The following is a 19904-nucleotide window of genomic DNA, read 5'->3' as shown; positions in this document are numbered from 1 at the left end:
CCGATGGAATCGCGACCGGAAATGCACCTGAAACGGCACGCAATCATGCTGGCTTCGGCCTTGGCGGCGGTCTTTGCCGTCACTGGACCGGCTTACGTGCACCCACACGTCTTCGCCGAGGCCCGGCTCGACGTGATCCTGTCCCCGGATCACCAAAGTGTGAAAGCGCTGCGCCATCTCTGGCGCTTCGACGACCTGTTTTCGAGTACGGTGATGATGGAGTTCGACAAGAACTCCGACCTGAAGCTTGACGACAAGGAGCTGAAGGATGTCGCCGACACCGTTCATGCCTCGCTGGCCGAGTTCAACTATTTCCAGCTCGTCACGCAAAATGGCAAGGACGTGACGATGACGCCTCCGCCTCATTTGATGGCCAATTTCGACAACGACCAGCTGATCATCCTGTTCGAGTCCGAACCCAAGGTGCCGATCAAGCTGACCGGTACGATCGACATCGGCGTCTATGACCCGACCTTCTACACGGCGATCGACTTCACCGAGGATTCCAACATCACGGTCGAAGGCTTGCCGTCGAATTGCACCAGCAAGGTGATCCGTCCGGACCCGGATGAAGCCATCAAGGAAAACCAGAAGACCCTGACGGACGCGTTCTTCAATGACCCGACAGGCACCGACATGAGCAAGATCTTTGCCACCAAGCTCGAACTGACCTGTCAGCCAGAAGGATGACCCCGGTGACGAAACCGTCCCTGCGTTTGGCACTCGGCCTGTTGGCCCTCGCCTTTGCCGCGATGCATTTCGCCAATGCCGCGCACGCCCAGTCCTCGCTCGGCATCGGCGTCAATGACGGCATGGCGCCGACCACCGGTCCGTTCGCCCACATCCTGATGTGGATCAATCTGCGGCAGCAGGAATTCTACCGCGCTCTTGCCGGCGCCATGAAGGCGATGCGCCAGGATGGCAGCAAGATCTGGATCCTCATCGGCCTGTCCTTCGCCTATGGCATTTTCCATGCCGCCGGCCCCGGCCACGGCAAGGCGGTGATCTCATCCTATATGGTGGCCAATGAAGTGGCGCTGCGGCGCGGCATCCTGTTGTCTTTCGTCTCGGCCCTGCTGCAGGGCCTGACGGCGATCGTGGTCATGCTGCTCGCCTATTTCGTCCTGCGCGGCACCACCATCTCGATGACCGACGCGGCCTGGTTCATGGAGATCATGAGCTTTGCCCTCGTCACCCTGTTCGGAGCCTGGCTGCTGTGGCGCAAGCTCGGCCCGTCCATCCTGCGCCTGTTCGGCAGGGCGCCCGCCTACAGCCTGTCGGCTGCCCATGCGGGTCATTCTCACGCCGGTCACTCCCATACAGGCCATTCGCACGCCGGGCATTCCCACGCCGGGCATTCGCATGCGGCCCACAACCACTCGGCGCATGCCCACTCGCACGCTCTGCAGGTCCACGACCATCACGACCATGCGCATGATCATTCGCACGATGACCACGACCACAGCGTGCATGATCACCAACATGATCACGGCGCACATGATCATGCGCATCACGACCATTCGGCGGACGAAGTCTGCGAAACCTGCGGCCATTCGCATGCGCCTGATCCGGCGCTGCTGTCGGGTGATCGCTTCGACTGGCGCACCGCCTGGTCGGCGGTAGCCGCAGTCGGCATCCGACCCTGCTCCGGCGCGCTGATCGTACTGAGCTTCGCGCTGCTCAACGGGCTCTGGCTCGGCGGCCTGCTGTCGGTGCTGGCCATGTCGCTGGGCACCGCCATCACCGTCTCGGCCCTGGCGACACTCGCGGTGACCGCCAAGAACTGGGCGGTGTATTTCGCCGGCGACGGCCGCATGGGCAACCGCATCCATTCGATCGTCGAGATCGGCGGCGCCGCCTTCGTCTTCCTGTTCGGATTGCTGCTGCTGTCGGCCAGCCTGACCGGCAGCGTCTAGCCGGAGCCCAACCCAATTGAATGGGATGGGCTCAGCAGTCCCTTAAGCGGGAATTTTGCCACCTAATTCATCCTCGACATGGGCGCGGATAATCTCGTCAAAGCTCTTCTCGGCGCTGAAGCCGAGCTCCCTTGAGCGCCGCGCCTCGAAGCGGGTCGGCCAGCCCTTGACGATCGCCCAGATCGTCGCGTCCGGCTCCTCGCGGATCAGCCTTACCGTCTTCGACCCGGCGATGCGTTCCAGCGCCTCGATCTGCTCGCCGACGGTGACGGCGACGCCCGGCATCGTCAGGTTGCGGCGCGGCCCGACGGCGGCGCCGTCGATCCCGGCTGCATGGATTAGAAAATTCACCGCCGAGCGCGGGCTGGCATGAGTGTGTACGACCGAGCGCGGCACCGGCAGGATCGCCTCATGGCCGCTCAGCGGTTCGCGGATGATGCCGGAGAAGAAGCCGGAGGCCGCCTTGTTCGGCTTGCCTGGCCGCACGCAGATCGTCGGCAGCCGGATGCCGATGCCGTCGAAGAAGCCGCGCCTGGAATAGTCGGCGAGCAACGCCTCGCTCATCTGCTTCTGCGTGCCGTAGGAGGTCAGCGGTGTCGGATGGAATTCATCCGGGATGACATCCGGGAACGGCGCGCCGAACACCGCGATCGATGAGGTGAAGACCACGCGCGGCGCAAAGCCGGCCAGGCGGATGGCATCGAACAGGGCTCGGGTACCGTCGAGATTGACGCGGTAGCCGAGGTCGAAATTCGCCTCCGCCTCGCCCGACACGATGCCGGCGAGATGAAAGACGACATCGGGGCGCGACGCGACCAGGCTTTCAGCCGCACCGGCCTCGGCAAGGTCACCGGTATGGGTGCTGATGCTGACGCCGTCCATGGCCGGCGCCTGCGGCGGCACGATGTCGTGCAAATCGAGCGCGGTGATCTTCTCCCCACGCAGCGTGCCGTCCTTGGCCAACCGGGCGATGAGCTTGCGGCCGACCATGCCTGCGGCGCCGGTGATCAGAATGCGCATGTCAAAAATCCCCTTATTTGCCCTGATTTTTGCGCTGGGTGCGCGCGCGCAGCCAGAACACGAGGAAAAACGCCAGCACGAAGACGATGCCGAAGATACCCGCCAGCACGGTCGAAAAACTGCCGAGTGCCAGCATCACGGTCGGCAGGTAGAAGGCGGCAATGCCGAACAAAAGCATGATCCAGACCGCCGCGATGGCCGCATTGCGCGTGTCACGGTCCATCATGCCGCACCGGGGCGGCGGTCGTTCATGGGGCTGGATTTCAAAGCTGGAGAACTCCTGAGGCAGGTCCGATCAGTGGTCATCAATCGGGCCTAGTGATGGTGGCCGTGATGCGCAGCCGCATCATGCTCATGCTCGTGATCATGGTCGTCGCCGTCATCGGCGCACTGGCCGAATTCCGGTTCCACCGTGGCATGGCTGATGCCGTGCTCGCTGGCAAGCCGCTTCTTGATGGCGCTGACCGCCTGGTGTGCATCGACGCCCTCGTCGAGACAGGCATGCAGCGTCGCCATGTTGCTTGACCCATCGAGCGACCAGACATGCATGTGGTGTATCTCGCGCACACCAGGAACCGTCGTTTCCAGGTCCTTGGCGACCAGGTCGCGGTCGAGGCTCGGCGGCACGCCCTCGAGCAGGACATGGGCCGCGGCGCGCATCAGCGACCAGGCCGTCGACAAGATCAGCAGCGAGACCAGCACCGACAGGATCGGGTCGATCGGCGTCCAGCCGGTCGCCAGGATCACCAGTGCCGCCACGATCGCCGCGGCCGAGCCAAGCAGGTCGCCAAGCACATGCAGGATGGCGCCACGCATGTTCAGGCTCTCATGGTCGCCGCCATGCAGCACGAAAAAGGAGCCGAGATTGACCAGCAGGCCGAGGATCGCCACCACCAGCATCGGCCCGCCCAGCACCGGCGCCGGCGCTTCAAGGCGTCCCCAGGCCTCGTAGACGATCCACAGCGCGATGACGAAGATGGCGATGCCGTTGGTGTAGGCCACCAGCGTCTTGACCCGGCCAAAGCCGTAGGTGAGCTTGCCGGTCGCCGGCCGTCCCGCAAGATGGAAAGCATACCAGGCAAGGCCGAGCGCAATCGCATCGGCGAGCATGTGACCAGCATCGGCCAGCAGCGCCAGCGACCCGGTGAAGAGACCGCCAAGCGCCTCCGCCACCATGAAGCCCGCCGTCAGGCAGGCCGCGATCAGCACGCGCTTCTTGTCGGTCGAGCCATGCACATGGCCGGGACCGCCATGGTCATGCCCGCTATGATCGTGGGTTTCCGCCAATGGCAACTCCTGTCATGCGCCCCAAGCCGGACTTAAGCGCCGAATTCCGCGCGACAATCCTCGAGCCGTCGCTTCTGCTGGCCGGCACCGTCGAAATTGGCCGGATCGAGCCACGCCTCATAGGCCTGGCGCAAAGCCGGCCATTCCTTGTCGATGACCGAATACCACGCAGTGTCTCGGTTTTCACCCTTGACGATGAGGTGCTGGCGGAAAATGCCCTCGAACTTGAAACCGAACCGTTCCGCCGCCCGCTTCGACGGCTCGTTGCGGTTGTTGCACTTCCATTCGTAGCGACGATAACCGAGCTCATCGAAAATGTATTTCATGAACAGGAACTGCGCTTCCGTCGCCGCAGGCTTGCGCGAGATCAGCGGCCCCCAGTAGATGTTGCCGATCTCGATGACGCCGTAGGCGGGGTCGATGCGCATCAGCGTCTGGCGTCCGGCGACCTTGCCGCTGGCTTTGTCGATGATGGCGAAGAACAGCGGATCCTCGCTGGCCTCGACCTTGTCCAGCCATGGCTGGAAGGCGGCACGGGTTTCCGGCGGATAGTCTGGCAGCCAGGCGAAGCGGCCGTCGACATCGGACACTGAAGACGCTTCATAGAGGCCATCGCCGTGCTTTGTGGCGCTCAGCGGCTCAAGCCTGACATATCGACCATCGATCGCCTTGCGCGCGGGTCGCGGACGCGGTTGCCAATCCTTGAGATTTTCGGACACCAAAAACTCCAATCCGTTTGACTTTTGCCTGATGAGGCTCACAAAAACGCAACGTCACAGTAAGAACCACATGGACGGGAAAAATGCTCCACACGATTTCGGCCTTCGATCGTCTCGGCGAGGAAAATGCCTTCGCGGTGCTGGCGCGGGCGACCGCACTTGCGAGCCAGGGCCGCGACATCGTCAATCTCGGCATCGGCCAGCCCGACTTCAAAACGCCTCAACACATTGTGGAAGCCGCGATCAAGGCGCTGCGTGACGGCCATCACGGCTACACGCCGGCCAACGGCCTTCTGGCGACGCGCGAGGCGGTGGTGCGCCGCACGCTGACGACCACCGGCGTCGAAGTCTCACCCGAGACCGTGATGATCCTGCCTGGCGGCAAGCCGACGATGTTTGCCGCCATCCTGATGTTCGGCGAACCCGGCGCCGAGATCCTCTATCCCGATCCCGGCTTTCCCATCTACCGTTCGATGATCGAATTCACCGGTGCGGCGCCCATTCCCGTACCGATGCGCGAGGAAAACGGCTTTGCCTTCTCTGCCGAGGAGACGCTGGCGCTGATCACCTCGAAGACCAGGCTGCTGATCCTCAACTCGCCAGCCAATCCAACCGGCGGCGTGACGCCGCGCGCCGAGATCGAAAAGCTGGTCAAGGGGCTGGAGAAGCACCCTGATGTCGCCATCCTCTCCGACGAGATCTACGACGTCATGACCTATGACGGCGAGACGCATTGCTCGCTGCTCGCCTACCCCGAAATCCGCGATCGGCTGATCGTGCTCAACGGCTGGTCGAAGACCTGGGCGATGACCGGCTGGCGCATGGGCTGGTCGATCTGGCCGAATGGCGACAGGGGCGCCCATCTCTACGACAAGGTGCGCAAGCTGGCGGTCAATTGCTGGTCCTGCGTTAACGCGCCGAGCCAGTTCGCCGGCATCGCCGCGATCGACGGCCCGCAGGACGACGTCGACACAATGATGCGCGCCTTCGACAACCGCCGGAAGATCGTCGTCGAAGGCCTGAACGCCTTGCCCAATATTTCCTGCATCACGCCCAAGGGCGCGTTCTACGCCTTCCCGAATGTTTCGAAGACCGGCTGGAAAGCAAAGAAACTCGCCTCCGCTTTGCTCGACGAGGCCGGCGTGGCGCTGATCGGCGGCCCCGATTTCGGCATTCTCGGCGAAGGCTACATCAGGCTCTCCTACGCCAACTCCGAAGAGAACATTTTGCGAGCGCTGGAGCGGATCGGGGCGTTCCTGGCCAAGTGAGGCTCGGAACGGTCCGGACATCTCTTTCCTGATGGTCGCGGCTGGCGGCAATAATGGTGTCATGAGCCGTCCGCAGACGCATGGTCCGGGCTGGGCCTGCATGCCGGGAACGGCTACGCTCCCCCGGACCAGGATCGAAGCAGGTGCCTTAGATGTTCTATGCAATCCTTGCCTATCACGTGGAAGATGCGATCGAGGCGCTGACGCCGCAGGAAGACGCGGCACTGATGGCCGAGCTGCTGAAGATCAACACCCGGCTTCATGAGGAAGGCACGCTTGGACCGTCCGCGCGTCTGGGGGCGACACAGGATGCCTTCACGCTGCGCGGCCCGGGCGATGGCACGATCATCGACGGGCCCTTCGCCGAGACCAAGGAGCAGTTGCTCGGCCTCTATGTTGTCGACTGCGCCACGAGAGACGAGGCCATCGCGATTGCCCGCGACCTTCGCCGCGTCAATCCTACCGCGGTCTACGAGATCAGGCCCATTCTGCTCTTCAAGCCGGGCGTACCGCTGGCGGGCAAATAGGCTGGGGCGAAAGCCCTGTCAGTGCCCAACGCTCACCCACGCCCGACAAACGGCATCTTGGTTGCCATCACGGTCATGAACAGCACGTTGGCGTCGAGCGGCAGGCTGGCCATGTGCACGACGGCATCGGCAACGCGCTGGACGTCCATCACCGCTTCGGCTGATATCGAGCCGTTGGCCTGCGGCACGCCGACGGTCATTGGCTGCGCCATGTCTGTCAGTGCGTTGCCGATGTCGATCTGGCCGCAGGCGATGTCATAGGGACGGCCGTCGAGCGCCAGCGTCTTGGTCAGCCCCGTAATGGCATGCTTGGTCGCCGTATAGGGCACCGAACCGGGGCGCGGCGCATAGGCCGACACCGAGCCATTGTTGATGATGCGGCCGCCCATCGGCCGCTGCTTGCGCATCGCGCCGAAAGCGGCACGCGCGCACAGGAACGAACCGGTAAGATTGACGCCGACGATATCGTTCCAGACCTCGACCGGAATTTCGTCGATCGGCGTCGACTTGTAGCCCATGCCGGCATTGTTGAAGAGCAGGTCGACGCGGCCGAAGGCGGCCAGCACTGTCTCGAACAGGTCATCGACCTCACCGGCCTTGCTGATGTCGCAGGCAACCGCCAGCGCCCTGGCTTCGGTCGGCCCGGCCTCGGCGATCGCCGCATCCAGCACCGGCTTGCGGCGGCCGCAGAACACGGTGTTCCAGCCGGCCTTGAGCAGCGCCGTGGCGACGCTCTTGCCGATGCCCGTGCCGGCGCCGGTGACGATGGCTGTTTTCTGATCTGTCATGACTGTCCTCCGGCAGCGCCGCGCGTGCCTGACTTATTTCTGGGGATTTGGCTCGGGAAGAAGGCATCGCAAATGACAGTGGCGATGGCAAGCGGCCGCGTCGGGCCGTGATCCCGAAAAGCTGGATGAGTTTTGGGGAGCCCTCATAGGGGCCGACAAAAAGGGCGGTCATTGGCGACCGCCCTGATCTGAACCGGGCTTGGGAGGAGGAAAGCCGATCCGACTGTGTAGAATCATGCGCTTCCTGAGTTAACGAAAGGTTAACGCCGGAAAGGCTGGTTGTGCCGTTTTGGCCTACCAGCGCGGATTGGGCGAAGTACCCGTCGTTGTTGCCGGCACCTTGGCCGCCGAAACCGTCGCCTCGACATGGTCGACCAGCGCGTCCGGCAGGCCAAGCCGGCCGGCAAGCAGGTCGAGATAGCCACGCTCGGCGCGCGTGTCGGGATCGATGGTGAGGCGCGACGCCGTATAGAGCTCGAGCTTCTGCGCGTCGGTGTGCGCACCCGCCACCAGCGTGTCGAGATCGAGCGGGCTTTCCAGCTCCGCCATCAGGAATTTCTCGGCATCGGTGCCGATTCCCGACACGCTGAGCTTGCCGGCGATCTTCTTGCGTTCCTCGTCGTCGACATGGCCATCCGCCTTGGCGGCCGAGATCATCGCCCGCACCAGGGTCAGCGTGAACTCATCCTCGCCTTGCGGCGCCTGCGACGGATGGAAGGCGGTGTCCTTGGGCGGCGGCAGCAATTCAGGTTCGCCGGACGCGGGCGCCTGCTCCGGCGCGTTGCCGGTCTTGTAGTTCTGGTAGGCCTTGTAGGCGAGGCCGCCGATCGCGGCCAGGCCACCGAGCTTCACCGCCGCACCGGTCACCTCGCGGCCAGCACCGGTTCCAAGCAGCACCGCCGCAAGCGCACCGGCGGCCAGCGGATTGTCCTTGGCCATCTGCACGGCCTGGCCCGCCTTGTCGCGGACGGTGCCGCTGGTGCCGGGGATTTGCGAGCCGAGCAGATCGTCGAGAAGCTTCTTGGGATCGAACATTCAGTGCCTCCAGCATGTGCCCGGCCGAACGGGCAGGTTTCGAACGCCGAAGACGTAGGTCCCGAAGCTTGACATTGCAATGACAGGCGCCGCTTTGCCGGTGCCTCGATCAGGATCCGATATGCGGCCCCTTGCCCCGCGTTTGCGCGAGCTCCACCTGCCGTTGACGCTCGGCGTAGCGTTGACGGTCCTCGTCGGTACGGGCGTCAAAACAATGCGGGCAAGAGACGCCAGCGGCATATTTCGGCGACGCCAGGTCGCCCGCCGCCAGCGGATGGCGGCAGGCACGGCACAGTTCCGCATCGCCCTCGGTGAGGCCGTGCGACACCGAAACCCGCTCGTCGAAGACGAAGCACTCGCCTTGCCACAGGCTCTGCTCGGCGGGAACGTCCTCGAGGTATTTCAAGATACCGCCCTTGAGATGGAACACGTCCTCGAAGCCGAGCGATTTTACATAGGCGGTTGCCTTCTCGCAGCGAATGCCGCCGGTGCAAAACATTGCCACCTTGCGGCCTTCGAGTTCCGACCGGTGCGCTTCCACCCAGGCCGGGAATTCGCGAAAGCTCGCGGTCGCCGGATCGACCGCGCCCTTGAAGGTGCCGATCGAGACCTCATAGGCATTGCGCGTGTCGATGACGATCGTGTCGGGCTGCGAAATCAGCGCGTTCCAGTCAGCAGGCGCGACATAGGTGCCGGCACTCGTCGACGGGTCGATGTCCTCGACGCCCATGGTGACGATCTCGCGCTTCAGCCGCACCTTCATGCGGTGGAACGGCATTTCCGCGGCACTGCTGTACTTGACCTCGAGGCCCGCCAGCCCGTCGATGGCTTCGATATAGGCGATCAGCTCGGCGATCGCGGCCTCGCTGCCGGCGACCGTGCCATTGATGCCCTCATGGGCCAGCAGCAGCGTGCCCTTGATGCCGCGTCCGCAACAGAAGGCAGCAAGCGGCGCGCGCAGTTCGTCAAAGGCATCGAGCCGGGCAAACCGGTAAAGCGCGGCGACGCGGACGGGCTGGAATGGAGCGGACGGTGTCATTGCCAGAGCAACTAGACGCTCGTAAAAGCCGATTCAAGGCAAAACGGGTTTGGCAGCCTACTTCGGCTGATGTCATGGCCCTGTCGGAGAAGAGCCCGTAAGCTGTCCGACGGCGCGTGACATCGCGACACGCCTGGTTTCATGGACAGGCAAAGACGCGTCTGCTAATCGGTTGAAATCGCCTTCGATATGGCTCGATACGGAGAGAGACAGATGCCCAGCAAGACCGAAAAACTCCTGTCACTCCTCAACGGCCAGCCGGTTATCCCGGTGCTGAAGATCTCTGATGTCGCCAACGCCGTGCCGCTGGCCCGCGCCCTGGCGCGTGGTGGCCTGCCGGCGATCGAGATTACACTCAGAACCGCTGACGCGCTGGAAGCGATCCGGCGGGTGGCGGCCGAGGTCGAGGAAGCCATTGTCGGCGCGGGCACCATTCTGGACAGCAGGCAGTTCGCCGAGGCAGCCAGCGCCGGTTCGCGCTTCATCGTCAGCCCCGGCATCACGCGCGAGCTTCTGGCGGCAGCCGCCGACAGCGAGGTTCCGCTGCTGCCTGGCGCCATCACGCCCGGCGAGATCATGGCCGCGCGGGAGGCTGGCCTGCGCTTCCTGAAGTTCTTCCCGGCCGAACAGTCCGGCGGCATCGCTTCGCTGAAGGCTTTCGCGTCGCCGCTCGCCGATGTGAAATTCTGCCCGACCGGCGGCATCACCGGCAAGAACGCCGCCGATTACCTCAGCCTGCCCAACGTCATCTGCGTCGGCGGCTCCTGGGTTGCCCCTGATGACCTCGTCAAGGCCGGCAAATGGGACGAGATCGAAGCGTTGGCCCGCGCGGCGAGCAAGCTCAAGAAATAGTGTTGCCACGCGCACGCAAAAAACCCGGCCAGCTTTCGCCGACCGGGTTTTTTCAAAATCGACTTTGACTGATTAGTTGCAGACCTTGACCTCTTTGGTCACCTTGTGATGATGCTTCCAGGTCGTGACCACCCTGGTGTGGCAGTGCTTCTTCATCATGTGCATATGCATATGATTGTCGGTCTTGACGACAACGGTCTCTGCCCGTGAGGGAGCAATGGCCGCCGAAGCGGTTGCCAGCGCAATGACCGATGCCAATAGAATGTTCTTCATGGATATCCCCGGGTTTGAAGGTGCGGGGGAGAAACTCTTGCATCAGCAACGAGTTCCATGATCACGGCAATGTCAGGCCGGCGTGATCAGAGCGGCGCCCACCGTTAACCAGGACAGCAAAAAGCCGCACGGGTCGCCCAGCGCGGCTTCAGCAATCTTCTGATCTGTCCGTTACTTCGTCTGGAAGCGGGCGACCGACATGAACTTGACGGCGTTGCCGGTGAAGCGATTGGCATCGGCCATCTGGTTGTCGGCTTGGAAACCAGCCGTATAAACCTCGCTCGGAGCGGTATGCACGATGTTATAAGCATAGCCCGGCGCCGTTGTAGGGCTCGCGACGGTGGCAACAGCCTCGCCGCTGGTCAGCGCCCAGCGGGCGGCCTGGGGTGCCGCGGCGACCACCACGGCCCGGGGACCGGGTTTCTGGTCGCGCGCAGTGGCCCTGGCTTCCTTGCGGGTCGTCTTCACCCCGGCGCCGATGGCGGCGGCCGGATCGGAACCGGCCGGACGGGCGGCGACGGCCTGGCGGGGCGTCGCGACATCGACATAGGACGGATCGTTGAAGGCCGAGCGCGGTTCTTCCGCCAGGGAGGCAACCTGATATTCGTCGGCGTTGCCGACCTGGGTCCCGACCTGGGCCCCAACCTGGGCATTGGCCTCGTCGAGCACCGCCTTGACGGCGTCCGGCTTGGCCGGCTCCGGCCGTGCCGAAGGCAGCACCGCGAACGCATCGGTCGCGGTCTTGCCCTGTTCGGCCGTCTCCGCCAGCGCCATCAGCACATCCTTGCTGGGCGGCGGTGCAAGCTCGGCCGGCAGCGTCGGACGCCATGTCGGCAAGGGAATGTTGTTGACGGCGACCTGCGCCGGATCGGCGGCGGCGGTTGCAGCCGCTGTTACCGCGGCGGGGTCAGCCTTGCCGAAAGGCATGTTGGCCGGCGCCTGCGCGGTCGCAACGGCCTGTTCGGTCGTGGCCGTCGCATCCGCCGTGGCGAACGGAACATTCTCGGGCTGCTGCGCGCCGACGTCAGCCTTCGGCCGCGGCGCGAAATCGGGCAGCGGAATCTCCTTGGCCGGCAGCGCCGCGATGATCGTCTCCGGTGTATCCTTCTCAGGCTCGGGAGCCTGATCTTCGGCGACCTGCGGAATTTCGGCACGCTGCGCATTCTCGGGCGCGACGATGGCGATGCCCGGCAGGTTGCTGTTCTTGGCCGTCGCTGCCGGCTTCAGGCTCTTTGCCCTGGGCGCGGGGGCTGCGGAAGCGGTCTCGACGTCGGCGCTGTCGTCAGCCTCGTCGTCGCCACCGCCACCGAAGAAGGCGGAGAGGAACCCGCCCGACTTCTTGCTGCCGCCGCCGACACTAGCCATCTCGACATTCGGCGTGCCCGAACCCTTGCGCGCCTTGTAGGAAGCCATTGCCTGCTCATAGCCGGGCAGCGGCCGTCCGTCGCTCGGCACATGCAGCGTCTTGCCATTGGGGAACAGGCTGACCAGTTCTTGGCGGCTGATGCCGGGCCAGTGGCGTACGTTGCCGACATCCATATGCACGAATGGCGACCCAGAGGTCGGATAGTAGCCAACGCCACCACCCTGCATCTTGAGGCCGATGTTGCGCAGCTTCTTCAGCGGCACGCCGGGAATGTAGAAATCCATCGCCTTGCCGAGCATATGCTGGCTCTTCTCGGCGACACCCCGGCCGCGGCTGCGCAGCATCGAGTTGGTCGACGGCGAGCGGTAGCCGCAGACGACCTGGATATAGTCGGTGGCGCCGCTTTCCCGATAGGCTTCCCAGACCAGATCCAGCAGGCGCGGGTCCATCTTGGTCGGCTCGTTGCGGCGCCAGTCGCGCAGAATAATGTTGATCTTGCGAAGACCCTCGGGATCGTAGCGGCCATTGCGCTTGTAGACGATCTCGGCCTTCTCATGCGTGTGGAGGTGGTAGAGCTTCAGCGAACGAACTTCGGCCTGCGCGCCGGTGGCGGCCGCGGCGACGAAACCAAAAGCGACGATCAACGCTACCAGCCATCTCGGCCAGACGCTCAAGTGATCGTGACGCCCGTTTGTGAGTCGTTCGATTCTGTTCAAATCAAAAGGCCTTGCAGGCTGCCGTTTGTCCCCGGATTTGCCCAAACGGATGTGTGGTTTTCACATCCGAATATCGATCCTAATGGTTAATCATCGCTTATTGAAGCCGAAATGCGGTAACACCGTGGCGATATCCCGTCAAAAATTGTTCACAAGGTTTCTTGGTAAACCGCTGGTTTAGATCAGGATTCCGGCTTTGGCCGAACACGATCTGTTACCGTTAGCCTTAATGCGTGAACAGAGCTGTCCATAGGCTTGCCGTATTCCAGCCGAAACCCGCGGTACAGGGCCAATCCTGGCATTGCAAGCTGGTCCCGGCCTTGCGTCCAGGCATGTCGCCCAAAAAGCGGGAAGACAAGATGCATTAAGCAGACGCCTGAAGCGCGTCGCAGGAAATCTGTTTCGGCGTGAGCCGATTTTAGGACGCGAGCCGTTCCACGCGGCCGGTCTCAGGGTCGATGCCGTATTCCTTGAGCTTGCGGTAGAGCGTCGAGCGGCCGATGCCGAGGCGGCGGGCGACTTCGCTCATCTGGCCGTTATAGTGGTCGATGGCGAGCTTGATCATTTCAAGCTCGACATCGGCCAGCGCCCGTACATTGCCGCGCTCGTCGAGCGCGCGCAGCATCCCGAAGCGAGGCTGAAGCCTTGATGGCTGCTCGGGCGCGGCCGTTGGCCCTGCTTCGCCAGCCAGAAGATCATCGTCGCGTGGTTCCAGCGATGGCGGCGCGGCGATTTCCGTTTCGAGATTGCCATCCGCCGCGAGATTGCCATCTGTCTTGAGATCGACAGTGCCTTCGACCTGCGCCCGGATCTGCGGAAAATCATCGACATCAAGCACATCGCCTTCACACAGCACCGAGGCGCGGAAGACGGCGTTTTCGAGCTGCCTTATGTTGCCGGGCCAGTCATAGGCCTGCAGCACGGCGAGTGCCGCCGCCGAAATGCCTTGCAGGCGGCGGCGCGGGTCGGCGGGCGCCACCTTTTCCATGAAATGCGTGACCAGATGGGGAATGTCGTCGCGCCGGTCGCGCAACGGCGGCACGAAGATCGGATAGACGTTCAGCCGGTAGAACAGATCCTCGCGGAATTTACCGTCCTTGACCTGCTGCAGCAGGTTGCGATGCGTTGCCGAAATCAGCCTGATGTCGACCCTGACCGTGGCACGGCCGCCGACCGGATCGACCTCGCCGTCCTGCACGGCGCGCAACAGCTTGACCTGGACGTCGAGCGGCAGGTCACCGATCTCGTCCAGGAACAGCGTGCCGGAATGCGCCTCGACGAACTTGCCGGTGTGCTTGTCGGTGGCGCCGGTGAACGAACCCTTCTCGTGACCGAAGAGGATCGATTCTACCAGATTGTCGGGGATGGCACCGCAATTGACGGTAACGAACGGTTTTGAGCGGCGATCGCCGGTGCCCTGGATGGCGCGCGCCACCAGTTCCTTGCCAACGCCGGATTCGCCTTCGATCAGGATCGGGATGTTGGACGCCGCCGCCTTCTGGCCGAGGCGGATCACCCTGTCCATCGCCGGACTGTGGGTGATCATGTCCCTGAAGGTCAAAAGCCCGCCGCGCTTGCGCGACGTGCGCTTGACCTCGCCCTCGACCGCCTCGACCTTGAGCGCATTGGCGATCGACGCCTGCAGCCTGTCGGGAGAGGCCGGCTTGACGACGAAATCGAAGGCGCCGTGGCGCATCGCCGAAACCACGGTCTCGATCCCGCCCTGGGCGGTCTGCACGATGACCGGCACGGTGATGTCGCGCTCGCGCATCGCCTTCAGCACGCCGATGCCGTCGAGACCGGGCATGACCAGATCGAGAATGACCACCGAGACGTCGCGGGCGCTTGGTCCGTCGAGCACGTCGAGACCAGCGGCGCCGCCGTCGGTAACGATTGCCGTGTGGCCGAACCGCGTCACCGCCGCCTCGAGCAGCCGGCGCTGCACGGGATCGTCATCGACTATGAGTATGGAACCTGTCATGACTTTATGAGTTGCCCGCTCGAAATCCCGATGGATCATCTTGGCACAGGGTTCTAAATAAGCTTTCAAAAAACCCGGTGAACGAATTGCGTAGGATTTGACCGGCTTCCTCATTCCCCTCGATTCTGGCTCCCTGGTTCAAAGAAGGTATTGTCTATGCGCATGATGTTTGATCGGCGGCTTGCGGCACCTGCGTCCGGTCAGGGCGCGGCCGAGCTTGGCGATCTGCCGGAATGGAACCTTGCCGACCTTTATCCCGGCATGGAAGCGCCGGAGCTGAAGCGTGACATCGCCAGGGCCGCCGCTGACGCGATCGCCTTCGAGACCCGCTGGAAGGGCACGCTTGCCGCCGAGGCCGGTCGCGGCAGTGCCGGCAAGCTCGGCGAGGCGCTGGTCGCCTACGAGGCACTGGAGGAACTGATCGGCCGCATCGTCTCCTATGCCGGCCTCATCTATGCCGGCAACACCGCCGACCCGCAGCGCGCCAAGCTCTATGGTGATATCCAGGAGAAGATGACCGATGCCAGCGCGCATCTTCTGTTCTTCGCGCTCGAACTGAACCTGATCGAGGATGCCGCGATCGAAGGTGCCTTAGCCACCGATTCCGCGTTCGGCCATTACCGGCCGTGGGTGCTCGATCTCAGAATGGACAAGCCCTACCAGCTCGAGGACCGCGTCGAGCAGCTTTTCCACGAGAAGTCGATTACCGGACGCGGCGCCTGGAACCGCCTGTTCGACGAGACGATGACCGACCTCCGCTTCGACATCGATGGCGAGGAATTGACGCTGGAGCCGGCACTCAATCGCCTGCAGGATGCGGACGGTGATGTGCGCCGCCGTGCCTCCGAGGCGCTGGCCGCGACCTTCCGCAAGAATTTGCGCACCTTCACGCTGATCACCAACACCCTGGCCAAGGACAAGGAAATTTCCGACCGCTGGCGCGGCTTCGAGGACATCGCCGATTCACGTCATCTCGCCAACCGCGTCGAGCGCAGCGTGGTCGACGCGCTCGCCACCGCGGTGCGCGAGGCCTATCCGCGCCTGTCGCATCGCTATTACGCGATGAAGGCGCGCTGGCTCGGCATGGAGGTGATGAACCACTGGGACCGCAACGCGCCGCTGCCGGAGACGCCGCAGGCGGTGATCGGCTGGGACGAGGCCAGGAACACCGTGCTGTCCGCCTACCAGCGCTTCTCGCCCGAGATGGCCGAGATCGCCCGTACCTTCTTCGACCGCAACTGGATCGACGCGCCGGTGCGCCCCGGCAAGTCGCCCGGCGCCTTTGCCCATCCAACCGTGCCGTCGGCCCACCCCTATGTGCTGCTCAACTACATGGGCAAGCCGCGTGATGTGATGACGCTGGCGCATGAACTCGGCCACGGCGTGCATCAGGTGCTGGCCGCCGGCCAGGGAGCGTTGATGGCCTCGACGCCGCTGACGCTGGCCGAGACGGCGTCCGTCTTCGGCGAGATGCTGACCTTCCGCTCGCTGCTCGAGCAGACCACCGACAGGCGTGAGCGCAAGGCCATGCTCGCCCAGAAGGTCGAGGACATGATCAACACGGTGGTGCGCCAGATCGCCTTCTACGAATTCGAGCGCAAGGTGCATGCCGAGCGCCGCAACGGCGAACTGACATCCGACAGGCTCGGCCAGTTCTGGCTGGAAGTGCAGGCCGAAAGCCTGGGGCCGGCGATCAAGTTGCGCGAGGGCTACGAAGTGTTCTGGACCTACATCCCGCACTTCATCCATTCGCCCTTCTACGTCTACGCCTATGCGTTCGGCGACTGCCTGGTGAACTCGCTCTACGCCGTCTACCAGAACGCCGAGCGCGGCTTCCAGGACAAGTATTTCGAGATGCTGCGCGCCGGCGGCACCAAGCATCACTCCGAGCTACTGGCGCCCTTCGGCCTCGACGCCACCGACCCCGCCTTCTGGCAGATCGGACTGGGGGTGATCAGCGGCCTGATCGACGAACTGGAAGCACTCGAAGGCTGACCCCTCTCGCCTGCGCAGAACAGTTTAGCCGGAATGCATATCGGGATTGCACTATTCCTATGCTAAATATTTGTTCTTGAAGGACTCTAGACAGAAGTTTTTCCCATAGCTTTCCACAAGCTCTATGATAGCCTTCACTCCAAGCTCAGCCGGAGCGCATGCGGATCGGCGAGGGAAAGTCTCAGCCGGCCGTGACGCTCAGGCGAACGCGACAACGGCCGTTGGCCATGGGCAAGCAAAGCCGATCGCCGACAGCTCGAACCGAGGCCGGCTGTTCCGCGAACCCGCGGAACCATCACCGAGTAGTCCATCGCCTGAGGTCATGACCCCAGGGCAGACGGATCTGACTGGAGAGAGACAATGGGCACTTTTTTCTACGTGGTCCTGGCGTTCCTGGTAGGCGTGTTGGTTGGCTGGTTCATTTGGGGCCGTCTGCGCGGTGAACTCGACAGTTTGCGCGGCGACCTCGACCGCACCCGCAGCGAGCGCGACAGGCTGCGTGCCGACAGCGACCGCCTGACCGGCGAACTCAATGCATGCGGCAAGACCAGGGCCGACCTTGAGCGCCAGTTGCGCGACGCGCAGGCTGCAGGCAGCGGTGGGGCAAAGGCTGCCAGTCAGCCGCCGGCCGCCCTGGTGTCGACGCCGGCCGTGGCCAAATCCGCCCCAGTACCGTCCAAGGCTGCACCGGCCAAAGCTGCACCGGCCAAACCAGCCGCGCCAAAGCCCGCAGCAACAAAACCCGTCGCGGCCAAATCCGCGGCTCCAGCCAAACCCGCGGCGAGCAAACCCGCAGCCGCCGGCTCGGCCACCAAGAGCGCGGCCGCTCCCAAGGCTGCTGCAGCCGCCGCGCCCAAGGTTGCCGTGCCCAAGGCAGCCGCGCCGGCAGCGGCCAAACCAGCGGCGGCCAAACCTGCAGCGGCCAAGCCGGACAATCTGCGTCGGCTGATCGGCATCGGCCCGGTCAACGAGAAGCTGCTCAAGGGACAAGGCGTGACCACCTTCGCCCAGATCGCTGCCTGGACAACGGCCGACATCGAACGGATCGAGCATGCCCTGCAATTCGGTGGCCGTGTCGAGCGTGAGCGCTGGGTTGAGCAGGCCAAGCTGCTGGCAGCTGGCAATGAGGCGGAGTTCGCCAAACAATTTCCGAGCGCGGGAACCTCCAGCAACACCTGAACGCTGGAGGCGGATTATTAAGCCGGCGGCGCCAAAGGCCCGCCGGTTTTGTTTTTGGCAGGCAAGGCCCGTCCTATAAGATTGGCCATAGGTCGGCTTTGAGGGGCAAGGTGCCGTTCCCTCGATTGCACGCGAGCGGCCCCCCATATAGAGCGATCGTCGCCTTCATCGATCCCGGTTCCCATGTCACTGCCCGCCGCCATTTTCCGCAACGATGAAAGCGCGCGCCAGCTCGTTTTCGAGCGGCCGGCCGACATCATCGTGGCGCATGAGGCACGGGACTTCTTGCCGGCGCTGGAAGCCGCACAGGCAGCGCACGACGCCGGCAAGTGGCTGGCCGGCTATTTCTCCTACGAGGCGGGTTACCTGCTCGAACCGAAGCTCGTTCCGTTGCTGCCGGACGGGCGCCGCGCGCCGCTGATCTGCCTCGGCATCTTCGATGCTCCGACCGAAGAAGCAGTGCCGCCGCGCAATGCAGCGACCCCGAACGGCCCGATCTTCGACGCAAGGGCGGCGTGGTCGTTCGCGGACTACGAGAAGCGCTTCTCGCGGCTGCACCAGCACATCAGGCAAGGCGATTGCTACCAGGGCAATCTGACCTTTCCGGTGCAGGCGCAATGGTCGGGCGACCCGCTCGCCGCCTTTGACGCGCTGACCGAACGCCAGCCGGTGAAGTATGGCGCGCTGGTCGCGCTTGGCGATCCAATCGTGCTGTCGCGCTCGCCCGAACTGTTCTTCGAGATCGATGCCGCGGGCATGATCGAAACCCATCCGATGAAGGGCACCGCACCGCGCGGCGCGACCAGGGACGAAGACGAGCGGCAGAAGAATTTCCTGCGCAACGACGAGAAGAACCAGGCCGAGAACAGGATGATCGTCGACCTCCTGCGCAACGACATCTCGCTGATCAGCGAGGTGGGTACGCTGGAGGTGCCGGAGCTGTTCCGCATCGAAAGCTACCCGACCGTCCACCAGATGGTCAGCGACGTCAGGGCAAGGCTGCTGCCCGGCCTCTCGATCCGCCAGGTCTTTGCGGCGCTGTTCCCCTGCGGCTCGATCACCGGCGCGCCAAAGATCCGCGCCATGGAGATCCTGCACAACCTGGAAGGCAAGCCGCGCGACGTCTATTGCGGTGCCATCGGCTGGATCGCGCCCGGCGGCACCATGCGCTTTTCCGTGGCGATCCGCACCATCTCGCTCTTTGCCCTTGGCGAGGCCGTCTACAATGTCGGTGGCGGTATCGTCTTCGATTCGACGCCGGAGGAGGAGTATCAGGAGTGTCTGCTCAAAGCCCGCTTCGCGACGGGGACGCCGCCGATTTCGAGTTGATCGAGACCATGCGCTGGGAACCCCGTCCGGGCTTCCTGCGCTTCGATCGCCACCTTGCACGCCTCTACAGCTCGGCGGCGGAACTGGGTTTTGCCTGCGACCCGCAAAGGATCGCCGAGGTGCTGGGCGACGCCCTCGATGGCGCCCGCACCGCCATGCGCACGCGGCTCGCTCTGGCGCGCAATGGCGACGCGACGGCCTCGGCACAACCTTACGAACCGCTTGCCGCCGGCAAGGTCTGGCTGCTGCGGCTGGCGCGGACGAGGCTCGATTCGGGCAACACTCTGCTGCGCCACAAAACCAGCCGGCGCCAGCTCTACACGCATGCCCGCTCCGAATATCTCATCACCCAGGCCGACGAAGTGCTGCTGGCCAATGAGCGCGGCGAACTCTGCGAAGGCACCATATCAAATGTCTTCGCCGATTTCGGCGACGGGGTGCTGGCAACGCCCCGGCTCGACTGCGGCCTGCTGCCTGGTGTATTGCGCGCCGAGCTTCTGGATGAAGGCCGGGCGAAGGAAGCAATCTACAGCTACGACGATCTGAAATCCGCCAAGGCCTTGTTCGTCGGCAATTCGCTGCGCGGACTGATCCCCGCGAGACTGAGCTGAAGC

At 63.8% G+C, this 19904-nt stretch carries 19 protein-coding genes; 9 read left to right on the top strand and 10 right to left on the bottom strand.

The genetic code is table 11. The features are described from left to right. The first annotated feature begins 21 nt into the window (after positions 1–21). Complete coding sequence (locus EB235_RS11495) at positions 22–690, top strand: DUF1007 family protein (RefSeq protein WP_027030862.1); 669 nt, start codon at positions 22–24, stop codon at positions 688–690. Continuing rightward, positions 687–1916, top strand: coding sequence for a nickel/cobalt transporter (locus EB235_RS11490; RefSeq protein ID WP_027030863.1), 1230 nt, complete (start codon positions 687–689; stop codon positions 1914–1916). Before EB235_RS11495 ends, EB235_RS11490 begins: the two co-directional genes overlap by 4 nt. 42 nt (positions 1917–1958) lie before the next feature. On the opposite strand, the gene denD is transcribed toward EB235_RS11490, so the two are convergent. From denD to EB235_RS11470, 4 genes are all read right to left on the bottom strand, one after another. Beyond that, positions 1959–2936 (bottom strand): D-erythronate dehydrogenase, encoded by a 978-nt coding sequence (denD, locus tag EB235_RS11485; protein ID WP_027030864.1) that lies wholly within the window; start codon positions 2934–2936, stop codon positions 1959–1961. Between the two features lie 13 nt (positions 2937–2949). Then, a complete protein-coding gene (locus EB235_RS11480) occupies positions 2950–3162 on the bottom strand; it encodes a hypothetical protein (protein ID WP_027030865.1) in 213 nt (70 codons plus the stop codon). Positions 3163–3251: 89 nt separating this feature from the next. Next, on the bottom strand, positions 3252–4223 hold the full coding sequence (locus EB235_RS11475) for a cation diffusion facilitator family transporter (RefSeq protein ID WP_027030866.1): 972 nt from the start codon (positions 4221–4223) through the stop codon (positions 3252–3254). A 32-nt stretch (positions 4224–4255) separates the two neighbouring features. Further along, positions 4256–4942 (bottom strand): GNAT family N-acetyltransferase, encoded by a 687-nt coding sequence (locus tag EB235_RS11470; RefSeq protein ID WP_027030867.1) that lies wholly within the window; start codon positions 4940–4942, stop codon positions 4256–4258. Between the two features lie 83 nt (positions 4943–5025). Here EB235_RS11470 and EB235_RS11465 point away from each other — a divergent pair, with 83 nt between their 5' ends. Together EB235_RS11465 and EB235_RS11460 are read left to right on the top strand one after the other, a co-directional pair. Further along, positions 5026–6210 (top strand): pyridoxal phosphate-dependent aminotransferase, encoded by a 1185-nt coding sequence (locus EB235_RS11465; RefSeq protein WP_027030868.1) that lies wholly within the window; start codon positions 5026–5028, stop codon positions 6208–6210. Positions 6211–6362: 152 nt separating this feature from the next. Further along, positions 6363–6737 (top strand): YciI family protein, encoded by a 375-nt coding sequence (locus EB235_RS11460; protein ID WP_027030869.1) that lies wholly within the window; start codon positions 6363–6365, stop codon positions 6735–6737. 32 nt (positions 6738–6769) lie between these two features. Here the strand turns inward: EB235_RS11460 and EB235_RS11455 are convergent, their stop codons facing one another. From EB235_RS11455 to EB235_RS11445, 3 genes are all read right to left on the bottom strand, one after another. Further along, complete coding sequence (locus EB235_RS11455; protein ID WP_027030870.1) at positions 6770–7525, bottom strand: SDR family oxidoreductase; 756 nt, start codon at positions 7523–7525, stop codon at positions 6770–6772. 294 nt (positions 7526–7819) lie between these two features. After that, entirely contained in the window at positions 7820–8560 is a 741-nt protein-coding gene (locus EB235_RS11450) for a tellurite resistance TerB family protein (RefSeq protein ID WP_027030871.1), read from the bottom strand. Positions 8561–8669: 109 nt separating this feature from the next. Next, entirely contained in the window at positions 8670–9599 is a 930-nt protein-coding gene (locus tag EB235_RS11445; RefSeq protein WP_027030872.1) for a rhodanese-related sulfurtransferase, read from the bottom strand. Between the two features lie 213 nt (positions 9600–9812). Here EB235_RS11445 and EB235_RS11440 point away from each other — a divergent pair, with 213 nt between their 5' ends. Then, on the top strand, positions 9813–10451 hold the full coding sequence (locus tag EB235_RS11440; RefSeq protein ID WP_027030873.1) for a 2-dehydro-3-deoxy-phosphogluconate aldolase: 639 nt from the start codon (positions 9813–9815) through the stop codon (positions 10449–10451). A 72-nt stretch (positions 10452–10523) separates the two neighbouring features. Here EB235_RS11440 and EB235_RS11435 read toward each other — a convergent pair whose 3' ends face one another. The 3 genes from EB235_RS11435 to EB235_RS11425 form a co-directional block, all read right to left on the bottom strand. Then, entirely contained in the window at positions 10524–10724 is a 201-nt protein-coding gene (locus EB235_RS11435) for a hypothetical protein (RefSeq protein ID WP_027030874.1), read from the bottom strand. A 171-nt stretch (positions 10725–10895) separates the two neighbouring features. Then, on the bottom strand, positions 10896–12764 hold the full coding sequence (locus EB235_RS11430) for a DUF882 domain-containing protein (RefSeq protein WP_027030875.1): 1869 nt from the start codon (positions 12762–12764) through the stop codon (positions 10896–10898). A 460-nt stretch (positions 12765–13224) separates the two neighbouring features. Continuing rightward, entirely contained in the window at positions 13225–14787 is a 1563-nt protein-coding gene (locus tag EB235_RS11425) for a sigma-54-dependent transcriptional regulator (protein WP_027030876.1), read from the bottom strand. A gap of 156 nt (positions 14788–14943) precedes the next feature. Here EB235_RS11425 and EB235_RS11420 point away from each other — a divergent pair, with 156 nt between their 5' ends. The 4 genes from EB235_RS11420 to EB235_RS11405 all read left to right on the top strand — a co-directional run bounded on the left by EB235_RS11420 (position 14944) and on the right by EB235_RS11405 (position 19901). Then, positions 14944–16782: a M3 family oligoendopeptidase gene (locus EB235_RS11420; protein ID WP_027030877.1), complete on the top strand. Its 1839-nt coding sequence runs from the start codon at positions 14944–14946 to the stop codon at positions 16780–16782. 360 nt (positions 16783–17142) lie between these two features. Further along, positions 17143–17961, top strand: a complete 819-nt coding sequence (locus EB235_RS11415; RefSeq protein WP_027030878.1) for an NADH dehydrogenase — start codon at positions 17143–17145, stop codon at positions 17959–17961. A gap of 171 nt (positions 17962–18132) precedes the next feature. Beyond that, the gene (locus tag EB235_RS11410) at positions 18133–19290 is read left to right on the top strand and encodes an aminodeoxychorismate synthase component I (RefSeq protein WP_432431174.1); all 1158 of its coding nucleotides are present in this window, start codon (positions 18133–18135) and stop codon (positions 19288–19290) included. Then, positions 19239–19901, top strand: a complete 663-nt coding sequence (locus EB235_RS11405; RefSeq protein ID WP_027030880.1) for an aminotransferase class IV family protein — start codon at positions 19239–19241, stop codon at positions 19899–19901. The genes EB235_RS11410 and EB235_RS11405 overlap by 52 nt, the downstream gene beginning before the upstream one ends. The last annotated feature ends 3 nt before the right edge of the window (positions 19902–19904 follow it).

The organism is Mesorhizobium loti R88b (assembly GCF_013170845.1).
GTDB classification, from domain to species: Bacteria; Pseudomonadota; Alphaproteobacteria; order Rhizobiales; family Rhizobiaceae; genus Mesorhizobium; species Mesorhizobium loti_B.
Note: the sequence above shows the minus strand (reverse complement) of the source record. Positions and strands in the feature narration are given on the sequence as shown.